The sequence below is a fragment of the Nocardia sp. CDC153 genome, from assembly GCF_035818515.1.
Taxonomy (GTDB): Bacteria; Actinomycetota; Actinomycetes; order Mycobacteriales; family Mycobacteriaceae; genus Nocardia.
In genome coordinates, this window is record NZ_JAYKYU010000002.1 from 549438 (window position 1) to 569056 (window position 19619).

16 protein-coding genes are annotated in these 19619 nt (G+C 68.0%); 7 read left to right on the plus strand and 9 right to left on the minus strand.

Annotated elements, in window-relative coordinates; genetic code table 11:
* Positions 1–37: 37 nt before the first annotated feature.
* The 4 genes from VMT65_RS10815 to VMT65_RS10830 all read left to right on the plus strand — a co-directional run bounded on the left by VMT65_RS10815 (position 38) and on the right by VMT65_RS10830 (position 5009).
* A complete protein-coding gene (locus tag VMT65_RS10815; protein WP_326307942.1) occupies positions 38–1705 on the plus strand; it encodes a fatty acid CoA ligase family protein in 1668 nt (555 codons plus the stop codon).
* Positions 1706–1784: 79 nt separating this feature from the next.
* Positions 1785–2819: an NAD-dependent epimerase/dehydratase family protein gene (locus tag VMT65_RS10820; protein ID WP_326307943.1), complete on the plus strand. Its 1035-nt coding sequence runs from the start codon at positions 1785–1787 to the stop codon at positions 2817–2819.
* Between the two features lie 97 nt (positions 2820–2916).
* Complete coding sequence (locus VMT65_RS10825; RefSeq protein ID WP_326307944.1) at positions 2917–3747, plus strand: alpha/beta fold hydrolase; 831 nt, start codon at positions 2917–2919, stop codon at positions 3745–3747.
* A 236-nt stretch (positions 3748–3983) separates the two neighbouring features.
* A complete protein-coding gene (locus tag VMT65_RS10830) occupies positions 3984–5009 on the plus strand; it encodes an esterase/lipase family protein (RefSeq protein WP_326307945.1) in 1026 nt (341 codons plus the stop codon).
* 1 nt (position 5010) lies between these two features.
* Here VMT65_RS10830 and VMT65_RS10835 read toward each other — a convergent pair whose 3' ends face one another.
* Positions 5011–5955, minus strand: a complete 945-nt coding sequence (locus VMT65_RS10835; protein ID WP_326307946.1) for a helix-turn-helix transcriptional regulator — start codon at positions 5953–5955, stop codon at positions 5011–5013.
* A 62-nt stretch (positions 5956–6017) separates the two neighbouring features.
* Here VMT65_RS10835 and VMT65_RS10840 point away from each other — a divergent pair, with 62 nt between their 5' ends.
* A complete protein-coding gene (locus VMT65_RS10840; protein ID WP_326307947.1) occupies positions 6018–7166 on the plus strand; it encodes an epoxide hydrolase family protein in 1149 nt (382 codons plus the stop codon).
* 4 nt (positions 7167–7170) lie between these two features.
* Here VMT65_RS10840 and VMT65_RS10845 read toward each other — a convergent pair whose 3' ends face one another.
* The 7 genes from VMT65_RS10845 to VMT65_RS10875 all read right to left on the minus strand — a co-directional run bounded on the left by VMT65_RS10845 (position 7171) and on the right by VMT65_RS10875 (position 16452).
* Positions 7171–8043 carry an LLM class flavin-dependent oxidoreductase gene (locus tag VMT65_RS10845; protein ID WP_326307948.1) on the minus strand — a complete coding sequence of 291 codons (873 nt, stop codon included), beginning with the start codon at positions 8041–8043 and terminating at the stop codon, positions 7171–7173.
* A gap of 32 nt (positions 8044–8075) precedes the next feature.
* A complete protein-coding gene (gene ppnP / locus VMT65_RS10850) occupies positions 8076–8384 on the minus strand; it encodes a pyrimidine/purine nucleoside phosphorylase (RefSeq protein ID WP_326307949.1) in 309 nt (102 codons plus the stop codon).
* Between the two features lie 30 nt (positions 8385–8414).
* Positions 8415–10781 carry a RelA/SpoT family protein gene (locus VMT65_RS10855; RefSeq protein WP_326307950.1) on the minus strand — a complete coding sequence of 789 codons (2367 nt, stop codon included), beginning with the start codon at positions 10779–10781 and terminating at the stop codon, positions 8415–8417.
* A gap of 151 nt (positions 10782–10932) precedes the next feature.
* Positions 10933–12531 carry an ABC-F family ATP-binding cassette domain-containing protein gene (locus VMT65_RS10860; RefSeq protein WP_326307951.1) on the minus strand — a complete coding sequence of 533 codons (1599 nt, stop codon included), beginning with the start codon at positions 12529–12531 and terminating at the stop codon, positions 10933–10935.
* Between the two features lie 161 nt (positions 12532–12692).
* Entirely contained in the window at positions 12693–13838 is a 1146-nt protein-coding gene (locus VMT65_RS10865; RefSeq protein WP_326307952.1) for an MFS transporter, read from the minus strand.
* A 113-nt stretch (positions 13839–13951) separates the two neighbouring features.
* Positions 13952–14431, minus strand: a complete 480-nt coding sequence (locus tag VMT65_RS10870) for an RrF2 family transcriptional regulator (protein ID WP_326307953.1) — start codon at positions 14429–14431, stop codon at positions 13952–13954.
* Positions 14432–14472: 41 nt separating this feature from the next.
* The gene (locus tag VMT65_RS10875) at positions 14473–16452 is read right to left on the minus strand and encodes a peptidoglycan DD-metalloendopeptidase family protein (RefSeq protein ID WP_326307954.1); all 1980 of its coding nucleotides are present in this window, start codon (positions 16450–16452) and stop codon (positions 14473–14475) included.
* A 135-nt stretch (positions 16453–16587) separates the two neighbouring features.
* On the opposite strand from VMT65_RS10875, the gene VMT65_RS10880 reads away from it, so the two are divergent.
* Positions 16588–16875, plus strand: coding sequence for a hypothetical protein (locus tag VMT65_RS10880; protein ID WP_326307955.1), 288 nt, complete (start codon positions 16588–16590; stop codon positions 16873–16875).
* Here the strand turns inward: VMT65_RS10880 and VMT65_RS10885 are convergent.
* Positions 16862–18028 carry a PucR family transcriptional regulator gene (locus tag VMT65_RS10885; protein WP_326307956.1) on the minus strand — a complete coding sequence of 389 codons (1167 nt, stop codon included), beginning with the start codon at positions 18026–18028 and terminating at the stop codon, positions 16862–16864. The genes VMT65_RS10880 and VMT65_RS10885 overlap by 14 nt on opposite strands.
* 196 nt (positions 18029–18224) lie before the next feature.
* Here VMT65_RS10885 and VMT65_RS10890 point away from each other — a divergent pair, with 196 nt between their 5' ends.
* Entirely contained in the window at positions 18225–19619 is a 1395-nt protein-coding gene (locus VMT65_RS10890) for a lipase family protein (protein WP_326307957.1), read from the plus strand.

The window sequence follows — 19619 nt, forward strand, 5'->3', positions numbered from 1 at the left end:
TCCTCGACAATTCACTGGGGGAAGTGTGTCGCATTCCTTGCCCACCATTTATTGGCGCGCTCTCGATCGTTTCCGCGATATCGTCGCCGCCCATCCCGAACGGGAGGCGGTGATCTATGCCGACGGCAGAACCCGTGCGGGCCTGCCCGAATACCGACAGCTGACCTACGCCGAGCTCGACGCGTGGTCGGACACCATTGCCGAGAAGTTCGCCGAGGCCGGGGTGGCCCGCGGCGTGCGCACCATCGTGCTGGTGCGGCCGGGGCCGGAGTTGTACGCGGTGCTGTACGGGCTGTTCAAGATCGGCGCGGTGCCGGTCGTGATCGATCCCGGCATGGGCATGTTCAAGATGCTGCGCTGCCTGCAGGCCGCCGACGCGGAGGCGTTCGTCGGCGTCGCCGAGGCGCAGGCGCTGCGCATCGTCTTCCGCGCCTACTTCCGCAAGGTGCGGGTGGCCATCACCGTCGGCCGCTCCTGGTGGCAGGGCCCCACCCTCGAAAGCTGGGGCCGCACACCGGCGTCCACGCTGCCCGAGCGCGAGCCCGCGCCCGACGACGAGCCGCTGCTCATCGCCTACACCACCGGCAGCACCGGACCCGCCAAGGCGGTGGTGCTCACCCACGGCAACCTCAGCGCCATGGTCGACCAGGTCGACGCCGCGCGCGAGCACGTCGCGCCGGGCACCTCGCTGATCACCGCGCCGGTCGCCGGAATCCTGGAGCTGCTGCTCGGATCCCGCTGCGTGCTACCGCCTTTGATCCCGTCCAAGGTCGGCGCGACCGATCCGGCGCACGTGGTGGACGCGGTGCGGCGCTTCGGCGTGCGCACCATGTTCGCCTCCCCCGCGGTGCTGATCCCGCTGCTGCGCCACATCGAGGAGACCGGCGCGGCGCTCGACAGCATTCAGAGCATCTACTCCGGCGGCGCGCCCGTCCCGGACTGGTGCATTGCCGCGCTGCGCCAGGTGCTGCCCGAGGACGCGAAGGTGTACTCCGGGTACGGGGCCACCGAGGCGCTGCCCATGGCCACCATCGAATCCCGGGAATTGCTGGGCGATCTGGTGGAGCAGGCCCATCAGGGGCAGGGCGTGTGCGTCGGGCGACCGGCCCTGCACGTGCGGGCGCGCATCATCGCCGTCACCGACGATCCGCTGCCGGAGTGGTCGGACGTCGAGGCGCGGGCGGCGGAGCTGGCGGTCTCGCGCGGCATCGGCGAGCTGGTGGTGTCCGGCCCGAATGTCAGCACCCGGTATTTCTGGCCCCAGGCCGCCAACAAGGTCGGCAAGATCGTCGCGGGCGATGTCGTCTGGCATCGCACCGGCGATCTCGCCTGGATCGACGACGCGGGCCGAATCCGGTTCTGCGGCCGCAAGAGTCAGCGCCTGGACACCGCCAACGGTCCCATGTTCACCGTGCAGGTGGAGCAGATCTTCAACACCGTCGAAGGTGTCGCCCGGACCGCGCTGGTGGGCGTGGGCAAGCGCGGGGAACAGCAGCCGGTGCTGTGCGTGGAACTCTCCCCCGGTGCCGACAGGGAGACCGTGGAGCGCGAATTGCGCGGCCGCCGTGACGAATACGAGATCACCAAACCGGTGGCGGAGTTCCTGTTCCACCCCAAGTTCCCGGTCGACATCCGCCACAACGCCAAGATCGGCCGCGAGAAGCTGACGGTCTGGGCCACCAAACAGCTGGGCGGGAAATCATGAGAACCCTCGCGGTGGTGGAGATCGTCCTGCGGATGGTCGCCGACGAGCTGGCCAGCCGATTCGGAAAGGCGCGCACCTCATGAAGGTTTTGGTGACGGGAGCCTCGGGCTTCCTGGGCGGGGCCCTGGTGCGTCGCCTGGTCCGCGACACCGACCACGAGGTCTCGATTCTGGTGCGGCGCACCAGCAATCTGCGCGATCTGGCCCCGGTCGTGGACCGGGTGCAGCGCGTGATCGGCGATCTGAGCGACCCGGACTCCCTGGAACGGGCGGTGGCGGGCGTCGACATCGTCTTCCACAGCGCCGCCCGGGTCGACGAGCGCGGCACCCGCGCGGTGTTCTGGGCCGAGAACACCACGGCCACCGCGCGCCTGCTGGCCGCCGCCCAGGCCGGTGGCGCACGGAGATTCGTGTTCATCTCGAGTCCGAGCGCGCTCATGGACCGTGATGGCGGCGATCAGATCGATATAGACGAGTCGGTTCCGTATCCGAATCGCTACCTCAACTACTACTGCGAGACCAAGGCCGCCGCCGAACGCCTGGTGCTGAAGGCGAATACGCCGGAGTTCACCACCTGCGCGCTGCGCCCGCGCGCCATCTGGGGTGCGGGCGACCGATCCGGTCCGATCGTGCGGCTGCTCGAGCGGGCGGCCGCGCGCACGCTGCCGGATCTGTCGTTCGGGCGCGAGGTGTATGCCTCGCTGTGCCACGTCGACAATATCGTCGAGGCCTCGATGCTGGCCGCCGCCAGCGAAAACGTCGGCGGGAAGCCATATTTCATCGCCGACGCCGAGCAGACGAACGTGTGGCGGTTCCTCGGCGACGTGGCCGAGGATCTGGGCTACCCGCGACCGGGTCGCAAGCTCGATCCCCGCCTGGTCACCCTGGCCGTCGAGATCATCGAAAACCTGCGGCGGATACCGGCTCTCGCGACCCGCTGGACCCCGCCGCTGTCGCGCTACTCGGTGGCGGTCATGACCCGCACCGGCACCTACGACACCTCGGCCGCCACCCGCGATTTCGGATATCGACCCGTAATGGATCGCGAAACCGGCATGGCCGAATTGAAATCCTGGATCCGCGAAGGCGGTGTGATCGCCGGATCCACGCACTGACCGGCCCTCGGGCGCTCTCCTCGAAACTTGTGTGACGCGCGGTACCGGCTAGCATGGGCACCAGTACAGCACCGCACTCAATGAGGAGAGCGCCCCGATGCCGGAGTTCGACCACCACGGCGTAGCCGTGGCCTACGACCATGCCGGGTCGGGCGACCCGATCCTGTTCCTGCACAATATCGGCGGCGACCGGCGCATCTGGGAGCACCAGACGCGGGCGCTGGCGGCCACGAACAGCGTGTACGCGATCGACCTGTTCGGCTACGGCGACTCCGATTCGCCCGCCGACGGATACACCGTCGAGAATTACGTGCGCATGGTCTCCTCCTTCATCGACGCGCACGGCCTGACGAATGTGACCATGGTCGGCAACTGTTTCGGCAGCGCTCTCTCGCTGCTGTACGCGCGCCGCAATCCGCAGAATGTGCGCGCGCTGGTGCTGTGCAGCCCGCTCACCAGCAATACCCTGCGCCCCACCCCCACCGGCTGGACCGCCCGCGCGGCCGCCGCCATCCCACTCGACTCGATCGCCGGTGTGATCCGGCTCCCGGGCCCGGCCGCGAATCTCGTGGTCCGCGAACAGCTCGGCCCGCGCGGCCGCGGCATGGGCAAGTCCTCCTTCGCGGGCCTGCGGCACCGCTGGGCCGAACCCCGCCGCCTGCTGCCGCCCGCCGCCATCGCGCGCGACCTTCCGGCGCTGGGTGTGCTCGACGACTTCCGTCCCGGCCCCGGCTTCCCGCCCATCACCACCATCTGGGGTGCGAAGAACCGCATCCTGTCCGCGGCCGCCGGTGCGCGCCTGAACGAGACCCTGCGCCCGGCCCGTTCCATCGAGCTGCCCGACTGCGGCCACCTGGTCATGCTCGAGGAACCCGAAACCGTCACCGCCGCAATCCGTTCCGCCACCCGGACGGCACTGGCCGGATAGGTTTTCCGGGCAGCAATATCGGCCGTTCGACACTGGCGAACGGTGCAAACTGCTGGTTAACAGTTCGAGGCGAATGCTGTCGACTACACCAAGAATTCCCATTGCCGACCGGGTTGTTTACTACTTCCATACGGAAACAGCTCGTCACCGGATGATTATCGCCACGACAAAAATGAGTCGAATCAGTTCTAGCGTCTTCCTCGCTCGCAGTTTTCTTTCCGAGGAAGAAGCAGGACATGAAGCACACCCCGCGTTCGCTGGCCACCGCCGCCTTCGTCATCGCCACCGCGGCGATTACCATCGGCTTGAATTCCCCGCTGGCCATGGCGAATCCACCGGACGGCTCGCACTCCTCCGACACCGTCGGCTACGGTCCGGAGCTGACCGACGAGGCGGCCGCGGTAGCCTACGGCCTGGCCAATCCCGACGTCGCGCCGCAGGGCACCGACGACTGGTCCTGCAAACCCGATGCGGCCCATCCGCGCCCGATCGTGCTGGTCCACGGCACCTGGGCGAGCGCCTACAGCGCGTACGCGTACATGGGTCCGGAGCTGGCCAAGGCGGGCTACTGCGTGTTCACCTTCAACTACGGCCGCGCCGACACCGCGGGCGCGGGCCTGGTCCAGCCGACCATCGGGGCCACCGGGTACATCGAGGATTCCGCCGCGCAGCTGGCCGCCTTCGTGGACCGCGTGCTCACGACCACCGGTGCGGCACAGGTGGATACGATCGGGCATTCCCAGGGCGGCGTGGTGATTCGGCAATACCTGAAATCCAATGGCGGCGCGGATCCGAGTAATCCGTCCGACAACAAGGTGAGCCATGTGATCACCTACGGCGCCACCAATCACGGCACCACATTGAGCGGATTGGGAAATCTCCTCGGCGTTTTCAAGGGTGCCCTGGGTCTGGATCTCAACAATCCCACCGAAACCTTGATCGGCCACGCGGGAATTCAGCAATTGGTCGGCTCACCGGTGTTGACGCGTCTCAATGACGGCGGCGACACCCTGCCCGGCATCGACTACACCATCGTGGCCACCCAGTACGACGAGGTGTCCACCCCGTTCTCGGCCACCTACCTCACGGCGGGACCCGGTGCGACGGTCCACGACGTCCTGCTCCAGGACGGCTGCGCCCTCGACACCTCCGACCACAACTCGATGGTGTTCTCCCCGCGCGCGGTCTCGCTGGCCCTACACGCCATCGACCCGGACGCGCATCCGGCCCTGGCCTGCACGCTCAATCCCTGGGTGCTCTGAATCAGCTCACCGCCCGCCCGAATATCGCACTCAACTCCCGCAGGCGGGCGGTCAGCTCCGGTGGCTCGATCACGCTGCACTCGAAGCCGAAACGCGCCAGATAGAAGGCAATCGCGTCGAGGTCATGGGCACCGGTATGGAGCACACAGGTTTTCGAGTCCACGGCCTCGAGCACCCCGACGGTGGGTGCGATCCGTTCGGCCGCCTGTTCCGCGGACGCCCGCAGCGTGATGCGGGCCCGGTAGGTGTAGGGCGCGGAGGTCACGCCGTGCGAGACCTGATCGATCGCGTCGGGTGCCTCGCGAGGTGTGAAGCGCGGGCCGGTGGGAATGCGCGGGGTGAGACGGTCCACCCGGTAGGTCCGCCAATCCCCGCGATCCACATCCCAGCCGGTCAGGTACCAGCGGCGGCCGGTGTGCACGAGGCGATGCGGTTCGGTTGTGCGACGGGAGGTTTCGCCGGCATGGGTCTCGTAATCGAAACGCAGACACTCGTGGTCGCGAATGGCGGCGGCAATCGCGGTGAGGGTCTCCGGATCGACACGCGGCCCACCCGCCGGGACGGCCACGGTCGCCTCCTGCAGGGCGCTCATGCGATGCCGCAGCCGCGACGGCAGCACCTGTTCGAGCTTGGCCAGCGCCCGCAGTGAGCTCTCCTCGATCCCCGAAATGGTCCCGCCCGCCGCGGTGCGCAGCCCCATCGCCACCGCGATCGCCTCATCGTCGTCGAGCAGCAGCGGCGGCAGCTTCGCCCCCGCTCCCAACCGGTACCCGGCCGCACCGGCGACGGCGTGCACGGGATACCCGAGAGTCCGCAGCTTGTCGATATCGCGACGCACCGTGCGCACATCGACCTGGAGTTCGGCCGCCAGGTCGGCCCCGGTCCAGTCGCGCGGGGTCTGCAAGAGGGACAGCAGTCGCAGCAGCCTGGCCGAAGTTTCCAACATTCCTCGAGAATGCCAGAAAGCTAGGGCAATACCTGTCCTAACCGCCTCATACCGTGGTTCTCATGAGCGACGAGATCACTCCCTTCCGCATCGACATCCCCCAGGCCCAGCTCGATGACCTGCGGTCCCGCCTCGCGGCCGCCCGCCTGCCCGCACCGCTGCCCGGCGACGACTGGGACACCGGCGTCCCGGTGCACTGGCTGCGCGAGCTGGTCGACTACTGGCGCGACGGCTACGACTGGCGGGCCGCCGAGGCGGAACTCAACCGCCATCCCCAGTTCCTGACCGAGATCGAGGGTCAGCGCATCCACTTCCTGCACATCCGCTCCGCGGAACCCGACGCGGTGCCCCTGCTGCTCACGCACGGCTGGCCCGGTTCGATCGTCGAATTCCTCGGCCTCATCGGGCCTTTGACCGATCCTGCCGCGCACGGCGGCAACGCGGCCGACGCCTTCCATCTGGTCATCCCGTCTCTCCCCGGCTTCGGATTCTCCAGACCGGTGAGCGATACCGGCTGGACTCGCGCCCGCGTCGGCCGAGTGTGGGCCGAGCTCATGAACCGCCTGGGCTACGAGCGCTACGGCGTGCAGGGCGGTGACATCGGCGGCGCGGTCAGCCCGGAAGTGGCGCGCCACGCACCCGATCGGGTGATCGGCGTGCATGTGAACGGTGGCCCGAATCTCCCGCCGCCGTCCGCGGTCGACGACTACGACCAGCTCACCGAGCTCGAACAAGATCGCCTCCGCCGCATCCAGGCGTTCATGCGCGAGGAGTTCGGCTACATCTCCATCCAGTCCACCCGCCCGCAAGCCCTCGCCTACGGGCTGGTCGACTCCCCCGTCGGCCAGCTCGCCTGGATCATGGACAAGTTCCGCGAATGGACCCATCCGCGAAACGTGGTGCCCGACAAGATCATCGACCGGGACACCCTGCTCACCAACGTGATGATGTACTGGCTCACCGGCACCGCCGGATCGGCCGCCTACGTCGGCTACGCGCAGGCCGGCGAATGGGGTGCGACACCGGCGAATTCGGGCGTCCCGACCGGCGTCATCGCCTTCGCCCACGACGTATGCATCCGGCGGTACTGCGAGCCCTCGAACACCATCACCCGGTGGACCGACGTCGACCGTGGCGGCCACTTCGCCGCGCTGGAAGAACCCGAGATCCTGGTCGGGGACATTCGAGAGTTCTTCCGCGACTTGCGCTGAACCCTCAGGGCACCAAGGGCCGAACCTGCTCGGCGACAAACCGGACAAACCCTGCCGGGTTGGGTTCGTCGCCGGTGGGCTGGAGTATCACGCTGGTGGCTCCGGCTTCCGCCCAGCGGATAACCGTGTCGGCGATGGCCCGGGCGTCACCGGCGACACCGATGTCGGGAATGTGGTCGCGGCCCTGTTCGCGCAGGTCGGCGGCCACCCGGTCGGCGGCGTCGGGGCCGGTCGCGGCGAGCAGGTAGACGACGATCGGGAAGGGCCGCGCCGCAGCGCTTTCGGGGCGGGCGGCGTGCAGGATCTCGGCGGCGGATCGGATTCCGGCGGCGGAGGTGGAGTTGGTGAGAATGACGCCGTCGGCCGATTCACCCACCAGCCGTAGGGTTTTCGGTCCGGTGGCGGCGGCCAGAATGGGCGGGGCGGCGGCCGGCGGCCAGTCCAGGGCGACGTCGTCGAGCTGAATGTAGCGGCCCTTGGCGGTGATTCGCTGCCCGTCGAGCAATCCGCGCAGCGCATCGAGGTATTCGCGCAGCAGCGTCAGCGGCGAGGCGACCCGCGCCCCGACCTGCCCCATCCACTCCTGAACCCCGTGTCCCACACCGTAGATCCCGCGTCCCGGGAACATCCGTTCCAGGCTCGCCAGCTCCATCGCGGTGATCGCGACATTGCGCAACGGCACCGGCAGCACCCCGATGCCGATCCGTACCCGTTCACTCCGGGCCAGCGCCGCCGCGACGGTCGAAATCCCACCTTCGAGAAAGCAGTCCTCCCAGAGCCATAGCTCCTCGAGGCCCGAATCATCGGCGGCGCGAACAACTTCGGAAAGCAGTTCGGGCGGATTCTGTGGACGGAAGACAGCACCCAGCTTGGTCATACCCCACCACTACCAGAATCCGCCCGGCTTACTCAGCCGAAGTGGCAAACGTAGTGAACGGGCTCGATGACCTCGATGACGAAGCTTGAGTTCCCCGGCACCGAGAACGACTCGCCACCCTTGTACGCGGTCGCCTCCGACTCACCGGCGAGCGTGACATTGCACGAGCCCTCGAGCAGCTCCATGATCTCCGGCGCACCCGTGTTGAAGGTCAGCGTGGCCGGAAGAATGACACCCACCGACTTGCTGGTCCCATCGGCCAACTCGATGTTGTGGCTGACGCACTTGCCATCGAAGTAGACATTGGCGCGCTTGGTGACGGTGACATTCTCGAACTTCATGCCGTGATCGTACCGGCGACCTCCGGGCAACTAGGCGGCGGAGGTCACGCGATACACGTCGTACACGCCTTCCACATTCCGGACCACGTTGAGCAGGTGGCCCAGGTGCTTGGGGTCGCCCATCTCGAAGGTGAACTTGGAGATGGCGACTCGGTCACCGGAGGTGGTGACCGCCGCGGACAGGATGTTCACCTTCTCGTCGGCCAGCACCTTGGTCACATCCGAGAGCAGACGCGTCCGGTCGAGGGCCTCGATCTGGATGGCGACCAGGAAGACCGACGATGGGGACGGGGCCCACTTGACCTCGATGATGCGTTCCGGTTCGGAGCGCAGCGAGTCGGCGTTGGTGCAGTCGGTGCGGTGGACGCTGACCGCGCCGCCGCGTGTCACGAAGCCCATGATCTCGTCGCCGGGCACCGGGGTGCAGCACTTGGCCAGCTTGGAGACGGTGCCGGGCGCGCCCGGAATCTCCACGCCCGCATCGCCGGTGGTGCGCTGGCGCGACGGGACGGTGGAAGGCGTCGATCGCTCGGCCAATTCGTTCTCGACGTCGCTGACGCCACCGAGCTGGGCCATGAGCCGCTGCACCACGTGGTGCGCGGAGACCTGGTTCTCGCCGACGGCCGCGTACAGCGCGGAGATGTCGGTGTAGTGCAGCTCGTGGGCGAGCGCGCTCATGGCGTCGACGCTCATCAGCCGCTGCAGCGGCAGGCCCGAGCGCCGGACCTCCTTGCTGATCGCGTCCTTGCCCGCCTCGAGTGCCTCTTCGCGACGCTCCTTGGCGAACCACTGGCGAATCTTCGCCTTGGCGCGCGGGGACACCACGAAGTTCTGCCAGTCGCGCGAAGGCCCGGCGTTCTGCGCCTTGGAGGTGAAGATCTCGACGACCTCACCGTTTTCCAGCTGGCGTTCCAGCGCGACGAGTCGACCGTTGACGCGCGCGCCGATGCAGCGGTGGCCGACCTCGGTGTGCACGGCGTAGGCGAAGTCGACCGGGGTGGACTTCTGCGGCAGCGTGATCACGTCGCCCTTGGGCGTGAACACGAAGATCTCCGGCGACTTCAGGTCGAACCGCAGCGACTCCAGGAATTCGGCCGGGTCCGCGGCCTCCCGCTGCCAGTCGAGGAGTTGACGCATCCACGCCATGTCGTCGACTTCGGTGGAGTCGTTGGAGTGCTTGCCCTTGGTCTCCTTGTACCGCCAGTGCGCGGCAATGCCGAACTCGGCGGTCCGGTGCATGTCCTGGGTGCGGATCTGCACTTCCAGGGGCTTGCCGTCGGGTCCGACCACGGTGGTGTGCAGGGACTGGTAGACGCCGTAGCGCGGCTGGGCGATGTAGTCCTTGAACCGTCCGGCCATGGGCTGCCACAGCGAGTGCACGACACCGACGGCCGCGTAGCAGTCGCGCACCTCGTCGCAGAGGATGCGGATGCCGACCAGGTCGTGGATGTCGTCGAAGTCCTTACCCTTGACGATCATCTTCTGATAGATCGACCAGTAGTGCTTGGGACGGCCCTCGACGACCGCGTTGATGCGGCTGGCGGCAAGCGTATTGACGATCTCGGCACGAACTTTCGCCAGATACGTATCCCGCGAGGGCGCGCGATCGGCGACCAACCGCACGATCTCGTCGTACTTCTTGGGATGCAGGATCGCGAACGCGAGGTCCTCCAACTCCCATTTCACCGTCGCCATACCCAGCCGGTGGGCCAGCGGCGCGATCACTTCCAGGGTTTCGCGCGCCTTCTTGGCCTGCTTCTCCGGCGGCAAGAACCGCATGGTCCGCATATTGTGCAGCCGGTCGGCGACCTTGATCACCAGCACGCGCGGGTCGCGGGCCATGGCGATGATCATCTTACGAATGGTCTCGGCCTCGGCGGCCGCGCCCAGATTCACCTTGTCCAGCTTGGTCACACCGTCGACCAGGTGCGCGACCTCGGTGCCGAACTCGGCGGTCAGCTCGTCGAGCGAGTACCCGGTGTCCTCGACGGTGTCGTGCAGCAGCGCGGCAACCAGCGTGGTGGTGTCCATACCCAGTTCCGCGAGGATGTTCGCGACGGCCAGCGGGTGGGTGATGTACGGGTCGCCGGACTTGCGGAACTGGTGCTGGTGCTTCTCGTCGGCGACGTCGAAAGCCCGTTGCAGCAGAGCGAGATTCGCCTTCGGGTACAGCTCGCGGTGCACGGTGGCCAATGGCTCGAGCACCGGTTTGACGGCGGCGATGCCGCGCTGCCCGGTCATGCGACGGGCCAGGCGCGCGCGGACGCGACGGGAGGCGGAGGTGGGAACGGCGGTGGTATTGCGAGCGGCGGTGCCGGACTGTCCATTGGCCGCTGGGGTGGCGGACTCGCCGTCGGGCGTTTGCCCCGAGTTCGCCTTCTCCAGATGCTGTGTCATGCCACCTCCGCTCGCGGCCTCGATCGGAAAACCATATCGGACCGTTCAACCACCCAGATCATCCACTTTAGTCCTGGAATCCGATACCGACCGGGACAGCAGACGCCGCCGACGGGTACAGCCCCGGAGCATGGAACTGTACCCGGTCAGCTCACTGTTCACTGACAGACTCCACGAGCCCGTCGGCGGTCAATTCCAGGCGGCGAGTCACGCCGATATCCGACAGGAACCGCGGGTCGTGGCTCACCACGATCAGCGCACCCTGAAATGCCGCCAGCGCCTCGGTGAGATGCGCGAGACTCGGCAGGTCCAGGTTGTTGGTCGGCTCATCGAGCAGCAGCAGTTTGGGAGCCGGTTCGGCCAACAGCAGCATCGCCAGCGCCGCCCGCAACCGCTCCCCGCCCGAGAGCGCTCCCGCGAGCACGTCCGCGTCGCCGCCGCGGAACAGAAAGCGCGCGAGTTGCGCCCGGATCCGTTCCGGTGCGGCGTGCGGCGCGGTGGCCGCGACATTCTCGAAGACGGACTTGTCCTCGTCGAAAATGTCCAGGCGCTGCGGCAGCATGCGCCACGGCACCTTCGGCCCCGCCTCCTGGATCCGGTGCAGCAGCGTGGTTTTGCCGATGCCATTGCGCCCGGTGAGCGCGATGCGTTCGGGCCCGCTGACTTTCAGCGTCACCGTCGGCCCGCACGCCAGTCGCGCCTCGCTCAGCTCGATCACGTCCTGGCCCGGATACAGCCGGGTGTCGGGCAGGTCGACCCGAATCTCGCGGTCGTCGCGCAGCCGCTCCTGCATTTCGCTCAGATGATCCTTGGCCTCCTCGACCTTGCCGATGTGGTTGTTGCGCAGCTTGCCCGCCGACACCTGGGCCTGGCGTTTGCGTTCGGCCATGACGATCTTGGGTTCGCGTTTCTGATCCCACATCTTCTGCCCGTACCGCAGCCGCCGGTCCAGCTTGATGCGCGCCTCGACGAGTTCGCGCGCCTGCTTCTTCACATCGCTGCGGGCGTCGCGGACCGCCGCCCGGGCGGCCTCCTGTTCGGCCTCGATGATCCGCTCGTACTCGCTGAAATTGCCGCCGAACAAACGGATTTCGCCGTGGCGCAGTTCGGCGATGGTGTCGACGCGTTCGAGGAGTTCGCGGTCGTGGCTGACGGTCAGCACGGTGCCGGGGAACTGGCCGATGACCTCGTAGAGCCGCTCGCGCGCCACCTGGTCGAGGTTGTTGGTCGGTTCGTCCAGCAGCAGCACGTCCGGCTCGCGCAGCAGTTCCGCCACGAGACCGAGCAGCACCGTCTCACCGCCGGACAGCGTGTCCAGTCGACGATCCAGCTGCGCGATATCGCCTGCGACGTAATGCAATCCGAGCCGGCCGAGCAGCGCCACCGCGCGTTCCTCGATATCCCAGGCATTGCCCACGAGATCGAAGTCGGCCTCGGTGCCGTCCCCGGATTCGATGCGGTGCAGGGCCTTTCGAATCTCGGCCAGCCCCAGCACCTGATCGACGCGCTGGCCGGTGGCCAACCCGAGATCCTGGCGCAGGTACCCGAACCGCCCCGGCACGCTCACCGACCCGCGCTGCGCGCGCAGTTCCCCGGCGACCAGCCGAAACAGTGTCGATTTTCCCGCCCCATTGCTGCCGACCAGGCCCACATGCCCCGGCCCGAGCTGAGCATCGAATCCGTCGAATACCGGCGTGCCGTCGGGCCACGCGAAGGTGAGATCGGAAATGGAAATAACAGGCATTGACATGCGAGCCTCCGAGGGATGAGCGAATGCGGCGCGCGATTGCGGGCCACTCGGCGTTCACCTCAGAAGAGCAACGGCATGTCTCCGATCAGACGGGAATAGAACTCAGCTACGGTAACCGAGATCAACGGATCAGTGCAACAACATATTTCGTGAGCCGGATCTCAGCGGCCGGTCAGGCGCAGATAACCCAGGGCCGCCACGGCCACAGCCGCCGCCAGACCGTACATCGCCGCGACGCCGTGTCCGATGGCGATTCCACCCAGCAGTGTGCCCGCGCCGATGCCGAAGTAGATGCAGGAGGCGTTCAGTGCCACGACCAGCCCGGACTCCTGGGGAGCCGCGGCGATGAGCCGGTGCTGCTGCGCGGGTGTCTGGCACCAGCTGGCCGCACCCCAGGCGACGGCAAGCAGACCGACCAGGGCAGGGACATGTGTCTCGTTCGCGGCGAGCACGCCCATCAGGCCGAGCGCGGCGGCCATCAGCGCGTAGCCAGCTGTCAGTACCCGTGTGGCACCCCACCGGTCGGTGGCGTACCCGGAGGACAGATTCCCCGCGACCGCGCCCGCACCATAGAGCATCAGCACCCACGCGGTCGACGACGCGCCGATTCCCAAGGCCCCCAAGGCCGGAACGGCATACGCGTACGCGACGTACGCCGCGCCCATGCCGAGCACGGTCAGCGGCAGCACCGTCGCCACCGAGCGGTTGCGCAGCACCGAGAGTCGAGTCGCCAGGGGCACATACGGATTCCCGGGCAGCGCCGGGACCCAGGCGGCCACACCGGCGGCGGCGATCACGCACACGATCGCGACGCCGGTCAGCGCGGCACGCCAGCCCAGCCAGTGCCCGAGCAGATCGCCCAGCGGCACGCCGAGCGCGGTCGCGATGGTCAGCCCGCCGACCACGACGGCCAGTGCCCGCGCCCGCTTCTCGGGTGACACCAGAGCCGAGGCCACCGCACCCGCGTTCGGCGTGAACGCCGCCGCCCCGAGCGCCGCCAGAATCCGCGTGACCAGCAGGATCGCGAACGTCGGCGCGAGCGCCGAACCGAGATTCGCCAAGGCCAGCACCAGCAGCGCCGACACCAGCAGCGTCCGTCGCGGCAGCCGCGCGGTCAGCGTCGCCAGCACCGGCGACCCCAGCGCGTACGCCGCCGCGAACACCGTCACCGCGAGTCCGGCCGTCGCCGTCGAAACATGCAGTGCCCCGGCCAGATTCGGCAGAAATCCGGCCAGGATGAACGAATCGGTACCGACGGCGAAGGTCCCCAACGCCAGAATCAGCGTGCGCCGCAGGCTATTCGACACACCTGCCTCGGATGCCGACAACGGGGCAACAACCGGGATACTTGCCATCCCGAATCTCCTTCCAGAAAAACCCGGCCCGAGGCCGGGTCAGTTTTCGCGAACCGCGCGACCGTTCAGCCGGTCGCCTGTTCGTAGAAACGGCGGGTGTACACGGCCGCATTGTCGTGGGCCCCGGCCATCAGATCGGCGACGGTCTGACTCGCCAACTCGCGCCGCCACGCCAACTCCGCCCGCCCCATGGCCTGCGCGATCCCGCACGCCTTGCCGAACTCCGACTTCGCCCGCGCCGCCCCCGCTCCCCGGCGGCGGATCTCGGTGCACCGGAAGGCATCCGTGCGCCCCTCGACGGCGGCCACCACGTCCATGAGCGTGATCCGCTCGGGTGCGCGGCCCAGCCGGTAGCCGCCGCGCGCACCCGGCGTGGATTCCAGGATGCCCTCCCGGACCAGCGGCTGTAGCCGCTTCTTGAGGTATTCCGGCGGCAGTTCGAAGATCTCGGCCAGCCGGGCGGTGGCGATCGGCGCGTGGTCGTCGAGCCAGGCCAGCGCGATGCAGCAGTGCAGTCCCCATTCGACGCCCTCACCGATCACCATGAAAGGGGATAGTACATGTCCCGATTATCCGAGCCAACCCCTTACTTCGAGATGCGCCGCGCCTTCATGCCATTCGACAGCGGTACCTCGACGACCTTGCCGCCGGATTCGGCGTGCAGCATGCGCCCGCTGCCGGTGTAGATGCCGACATCGGAGGGCCCGCGCGGTCCGAAGGAACCGAACACCAGATCACCGGGTTGGGCGTCGAGCAGCGACACGTCCACGCCCTGCTCCCACTGCTGTTCGGCGGTGCGCGGCAGGGTGATGGTGCTGCCGGACCCCGCGAACACCGCCGCCGCCGTGAATCCCGCCTGATCGAATCCGCCGTCGGTCGGCCCGCCCGGCCCACCACCGCCGAAAACGTAAGGCGTGCCGAGCCATTGCTGCCCCGCCGCCACGATCTGCGGTCCCAGCGCCGCGTTCTGATCCGCCTGGAACCGCCCTTCACTGCCGAGGCTGCGGAATCCCGGCTCGGCGGCCAGAATCCGCGCCACGTACGGCCGCGTCTCGGTGAAGTGCCGCGCGATCTGATTGGGCATGCCGCCCGAGGCCAGCACCGCGCCCTCACCGGCGTTGTAGGCCGCGATGGTCAGCGCGGTCAGGTCGCCGGAGACCTTGCCCTCGCTCATCCAGCCCTCGATGGTCTTGGCGATCGCGCACATGTAGCGGCCCTGGCCGATGATGGCGTCGGCGGGTTCCAGGGCGCTGGCCACGCCGTCGCCGTCCGCGTCGATGACATAGGGCTGTCCGTCGGGGGCAAGCGCTTTCGCGGTACCCGGCATGAACTGGGCGATGCCCTGCGCGCCGTCCGGGGAGACCGCGTCGGCGCGGAAGCCGGATTCGGCCTGGGCCTGGGCGGCCAGCAGCGAGGCGCTGATCTCGGGGCACAGCGATCCGGCCCGGCGGTACCAGATCTCGAGCTCGGGCGGCACCTTGCCGGAGGCCAGATTGCCGCCCGCGGTGCCGAATCCGTTCTCGCAGTAGGGCGTCGAGGGTGCGGGCACGCTGCCGCCCGCGAGCCAGGGCATGGGGTCGACCTGATGCCCACCGGTCAACCGACCGCCCGGCACGAGCTCGAAATGCAGGTGCGGACCGGAGGATTCGCCATTGCTGCCGACGTCAGCGATATGCTGCCCCATTTGGACGATGTCCCCGGTTCGCACAAAAATCCCGTTGTCGTACATGTGGCCATACACGGTCGAATACCGGTGGCCACTCTCGTCCAGCGAATCGATCACCACCCAATCACCGAATCCGGACGCCGCCCCCGCCGCCACCACCAGCCCATCGGCCGCCGCATAGATCGGCGTCCCCGCCGGGGCGGCCATATCCACGCCCATGTGCGTGCCGCCGCGTGCCCCGAATCCGTCGGTGATCGTGAATTGGCTTGGCGAGATCGGATATTGGTGCCGCCCGGCCCCGGTCAGACTGCCCGCCTCGTTCACCGTCCCCGGCATGGCGGCCATCGACGCGTTCACGGGCCCCGCCTCGGTCGTCGTGGCCGCCGCGTCCTTGATGGTGACCTGCACCCGATCCAGATGATTCCGCGCCGCGTCCCCGCGATCGTCCAGGGGCTTCCACTCGGTCCCGTTGGCCGCGCCGGGAGTCCAGCTGCGCTGCTTCCAGATCAGATAGTCCACCCGGAACGCCGCCGCGTTCTCCTGCAGGAAGGACACGATCGCATCCCCCTTGCCGGAATCCGACCCGACAATGAATTCCACGGCACGCCCGGCCTTCAGATCCGGCGACGACGCGTCGTCGACGACCCCGCGCATGTCCATCATCCCGAAGTGCGCGACCGTGCAGCGCAGCACCCGCAGCGCCCCGTCCTGCAAACCCGCCTCGACCGGTGATCCGGTGGAGGGGCAGTTGGGTTCGGTGCGCGCCGAGGTGGCGACGGGAATGCTGGGTGTGCCCGGCCCGCAACTGGTCTCGGTGGCGGGCAGGATGATGACGAGCACCAGCGTCATCAGGCCGATGATGAGGCCGACCGCCCCGCCGACAATGGTCTTGGGCTTCACGCCCGAACGCTCCCGGCCGACGCGGTGATCACCCGGACATCATGCCATGGCCGACACGCGGTTTCAGGGATCCGCACACGCCGGGCGGAAACTAGCCGACAGTTTCAACTACCCGGGAGCGGGCACCCCTTCCCTATGCCGTACGTGGCCCGCAACGAAGTCCACGCCGCTCGCATCATCAGCGGCGTCGGCGCGCTGTTCGCCCTCATCGAGGGCGTGTACATTCTGATGCTGATCCTCAACGCGGATCAGTCGAACAAGTTCTTCATCTTCATCAAGGGATTGGCGGAACCGCTGGCGCTGTTCTTCCCCGGGTTGTTCCACACCGGCAGCCCGAACTTCGACATCATCCTCGATTACGGCCTGGCCGCGGTCTTCTGGCTGATCGTGACCGGCTTCATCGCCCGCGTCATTGTTCGCTAGGCGAACTGGCGGACAGATCCAACGCGGTGAGAGCCGCGGCGAACAGCGGCGTGTGTTCGGACCGACCGGGGTCGTACCCGGTCAGGGCGGCGATCCGATTCAAGCGATAGTTCAGCGTATTGCGGTGCACGACCAGCGACTCCGCGGCGGCGACGCGATTGTGGTCGTGGGCGAGGTAGGCCCGCAACGCTTCCATCAGATGCTGATGGTCGGCGAGCGGCGCGAGCAGGCCGAGCAGCCAGGCGCGGGCGGGTCCGGGCCGAGCGAACTGGTACTGCAGTGCCAGGTCGGCCATCCAGTACACACCGGTCGGCCGTCCTAATCCGAGCGCGAGCCGGGCGATCTCCCCCGCCTCCTCGGCCCGCACCGGAATCTCCGAAACCGTTGCCGCGGTGGCGGTTCCCGCGATCACGCGCGCACCGGCCGCGGCGGCGATCCGCGCCACCGTGGCATCCAGCCGGCCGACCGGTTCACTCACGGGCACCAACACCCAGCCCCCGGCTCGATCCAGCACGGTCAGCGCGTGCGGCGAGAGCGCGTCGATCTCCCCGTGTATCACCCGCATGGCGGGCCGCACCCCCTCCGCCTCGGCGGTCCGCAAGGCGACCACGTGATGACCCCCGAGCGGGATCCCGAACCGCTCGGCCAGCAGCTCCGCGGGCTTGCCCTGCAACAGCGCCTGCGCCAGCGCCCGTTTCGCCTCCCGCTGCTCCCAGTGCAGGTCCTGCCGCTCGTGCAGATACGACCCCGCCACGCCGGGAATCACGATGCCCAGATACCGCAGCAACTGCGGCACCGCGCGCAGCAATTCGTCGCGTTCCCCCGGCGTGCTCGCCTGCGCCGCCAGGAAGTTCCAGGCCGCCAGCGCCCCTTGGTGATACACCGACAGCACCGCGTCGAGCGGAATCCCCTCGCGCGCCCGGCGCACCGCGACCTCGATCATCCCGTCCAGATCCGCCGCCCGGGGTTCGCGCCCCTCCCCCAGCAGCCGAACGAACAGTCGCAGATTGTCCTCGGCGCGGTGCACCAGGTCGCGCTCGATGGTCTCCCGCGGCAGTTGCTCGTAGTCCGGCACGCTGCGCACCACCGCCGCCATCATTTCGCGGGCGGCCTCGGCTAGGTGCGCGGCCAGAAAGTCGGTGACGGAGTCCACCGGCACATTGTGGCCGCGACCGAATCCCTTCGCACGGCAAACGAATCCAACAGGGCCGATAGCCGCGATCAAGACCTCGACCCTTGTCACCGGAACAAATCCGGCCCGGCAACCCTGATCCCGCGCACAGAGACCCCGACCGGCTTCGTCTGAGACGGTTTAGCCCACACTGTCGTGGCGGAGGAAAGAAGATCCGATGAGCGGTCATGGATGGGGACGGTTGCTCGCGGCGGGCGCGGCCGCCGCGCTACTGCTGGCGGTGCAGGCCACCGCGTACGCCGAGGAGACCAAGGACATTGCGGTGGAACCACCTCCGGCGGTCACCCTGCCGCCCGAGGTCGACGACTTCTATTCGCCCCCGGCCGGACAGGTGGCCGCCGCGCGGCCGGGTGAGATCCTGCGGGCGCGGCGGATCAATCCGGCGTACTTCGGGTTCGTGCAGCTGAACATCGACGCCTGGCAGCTGTCGTATCGCACCACCAACAGCTTCGGCGCGGCCATTTCGACGGTCACCACGGTGCTGGTGCCGCGCGGGCCCGCACCCGAGGGCGGGCGCAAGCTGCTGTCGTATCAGATCGCCGAGGACAGCGCGGCGCAGTATTGCGCGCCCTCCTACGTGATCCAGTCCGGCGCATTGCCTTTGGACTACGTGAACGCCGCCGAGACGATGATCCCCATCGCCGCCGGTGTGGGCCAGGGTTGGACGGTGGTGATCCCCGACTACGAGGGCCCGCATTCGTCCTACGGCACGTCGAAACTCAATGCGCAGGCCACCCTGGACGGCATCCGCGCGGCCGAAAGCTTCTCCCCCGCACAGCTTTCCGGCACCGCGACGCCGACCGCCCTGTGGGGATATTCGGGCGGCACCGTACCCTCGTCCTTCGCCGCCGAGATCGCGAAAGACTATGCGCCGGAACTGAATATCGCCGGTGTCGCGGCCGGTGGCATCGCGGCCGCCGACTATCCGACGGCGCTGAGGCACAACAACCGCGGCCTCTACACCGGGCTGGTCATGGGTGTGTTCGCCGGTATCGCCGGCGAGTACCCGGAGGTCCGGGACATGCTGCGCGACAATGTGGTCGACCCGGTGACCCAGTTGCTGCTCGCCTCCAAGCAGCTGCTCTGCCACCCGACGGGCACGGCGCTGGTGCCGTTCTACGACTACCTCGGTGCCTTCGGCTATCAGGGTGACCCGCTGCAACACCCTGCGGTGCAGCGCTTCCTGGCCGAGAACTCCCTCGGCCAGCGCACCCCGTCGATGCCGATCTACATCTATCACGCCCAGTACGACGAGATCCTGCCCAACGCCGGCGTCGACCGCCTGGTCGACAAGTACTGCGGCGAGGGCGCGCCCAGCGTCGTCTACGAGCGGGAACTGGTGGCCGAGCACATCTCCGGCTTCGCCGGACAACTGCCGGGCGCGTTCGGCTGGCTGCGTGACCGGCTCGATGGCGTGCCCGCCCCCGAGGGTTGCACGATCACCGATCCGACCCTGATCCTGGCCGAACCGCGTTTCTGGCAGACCCTCGGGGAGATCCTGCCCACCGCCGTGCAGGCGCTGGTCGGTCAGGCCATCGGCGCGGGCAAGTAG

Coding starts and splice junctions, on each gene's coding strand:
- VMT65_RS10820 (WP_326307943.1), top strand. CDS start 1,785: ATGAAGGTTTTGGTGACGGGAGCCTCGGGCTTCCTGGGCGGGGCCCTG.
- VMT65_RS10825 (WP_326307944.1), top strand. CDS start 2,917: ATGCCGGAGTTCGACCACCACGGCGTAGCCGTGGCCTACGACCATGCC.
- VMT65_RS10830 (WP_326307945.1), top strand. CDS start 3,984: ATGAAGCACACCCCGCGTTCGCTGGCCACCGCCGCCTTCGTCATCGCC.
- VMT65_RS10835 (WP_326307946.1), bottom strand. CDS start 5,955: ATGTTGGAAACTTCGGCCAGGCTGCTGCGACTGCTGTCCCTCTTGCAG.
- VMT65_RS10840 (WP_326307947.1), top strand. CDS start 6,018: ATGAGCGACGAGATCACTCCCTTCCGCATCGACATCCCCCAGGCCCAG.
- VMT65_RS10845 (WP_326307948.1), bottom strand. CDS start 8,043: ATGACCAAGCTGGGTGCTGTCTTCCGTCCACAGAATCCGCCCGAACTG.
- ppnP (WP_326307949.1), bottom strand. CDS start 8,384: ATGAAGTTCGAGAATGTCACCGTCACCAAGCGCGCCAATGTCTACTTC.
- VMT65_RS10855 (WP_326307950.1), bottom strand. CDS start 10,781: ATGACACAGCATCTGGAGAAGGCGAACTCGGGGCAAACGCCCGACGGC.
- VMT65_RS10860 (WP_326307951.1), bottom strand. CDS start 12,531: ATGTCAATGCCTGTTATTTCCATTTCCGATCTCACCTTCGCGTGGCCC.
- VMT65_RS10870 (WP_326307953.1), bottom strand. CDS start 14,431: ATGGTGATCGGTGAGGGCGTCGAATGGGGACTGCACTGCTGCATCGCG.
- VMT65_RS10880 (WP_326307955.1), top strand. CDS start 16,588: ATGCCGTACGTGGCCCGCAACGAAGTCCACGCCGCTCGCATCATCAGC.
- VMT65_RS10890 (WP_326307957.1), top strand. CDS start 18,225: ATGAGCGGTCATGGATGGGGACGGTTGCTCGCGGCGGGCGCGGCCGCC.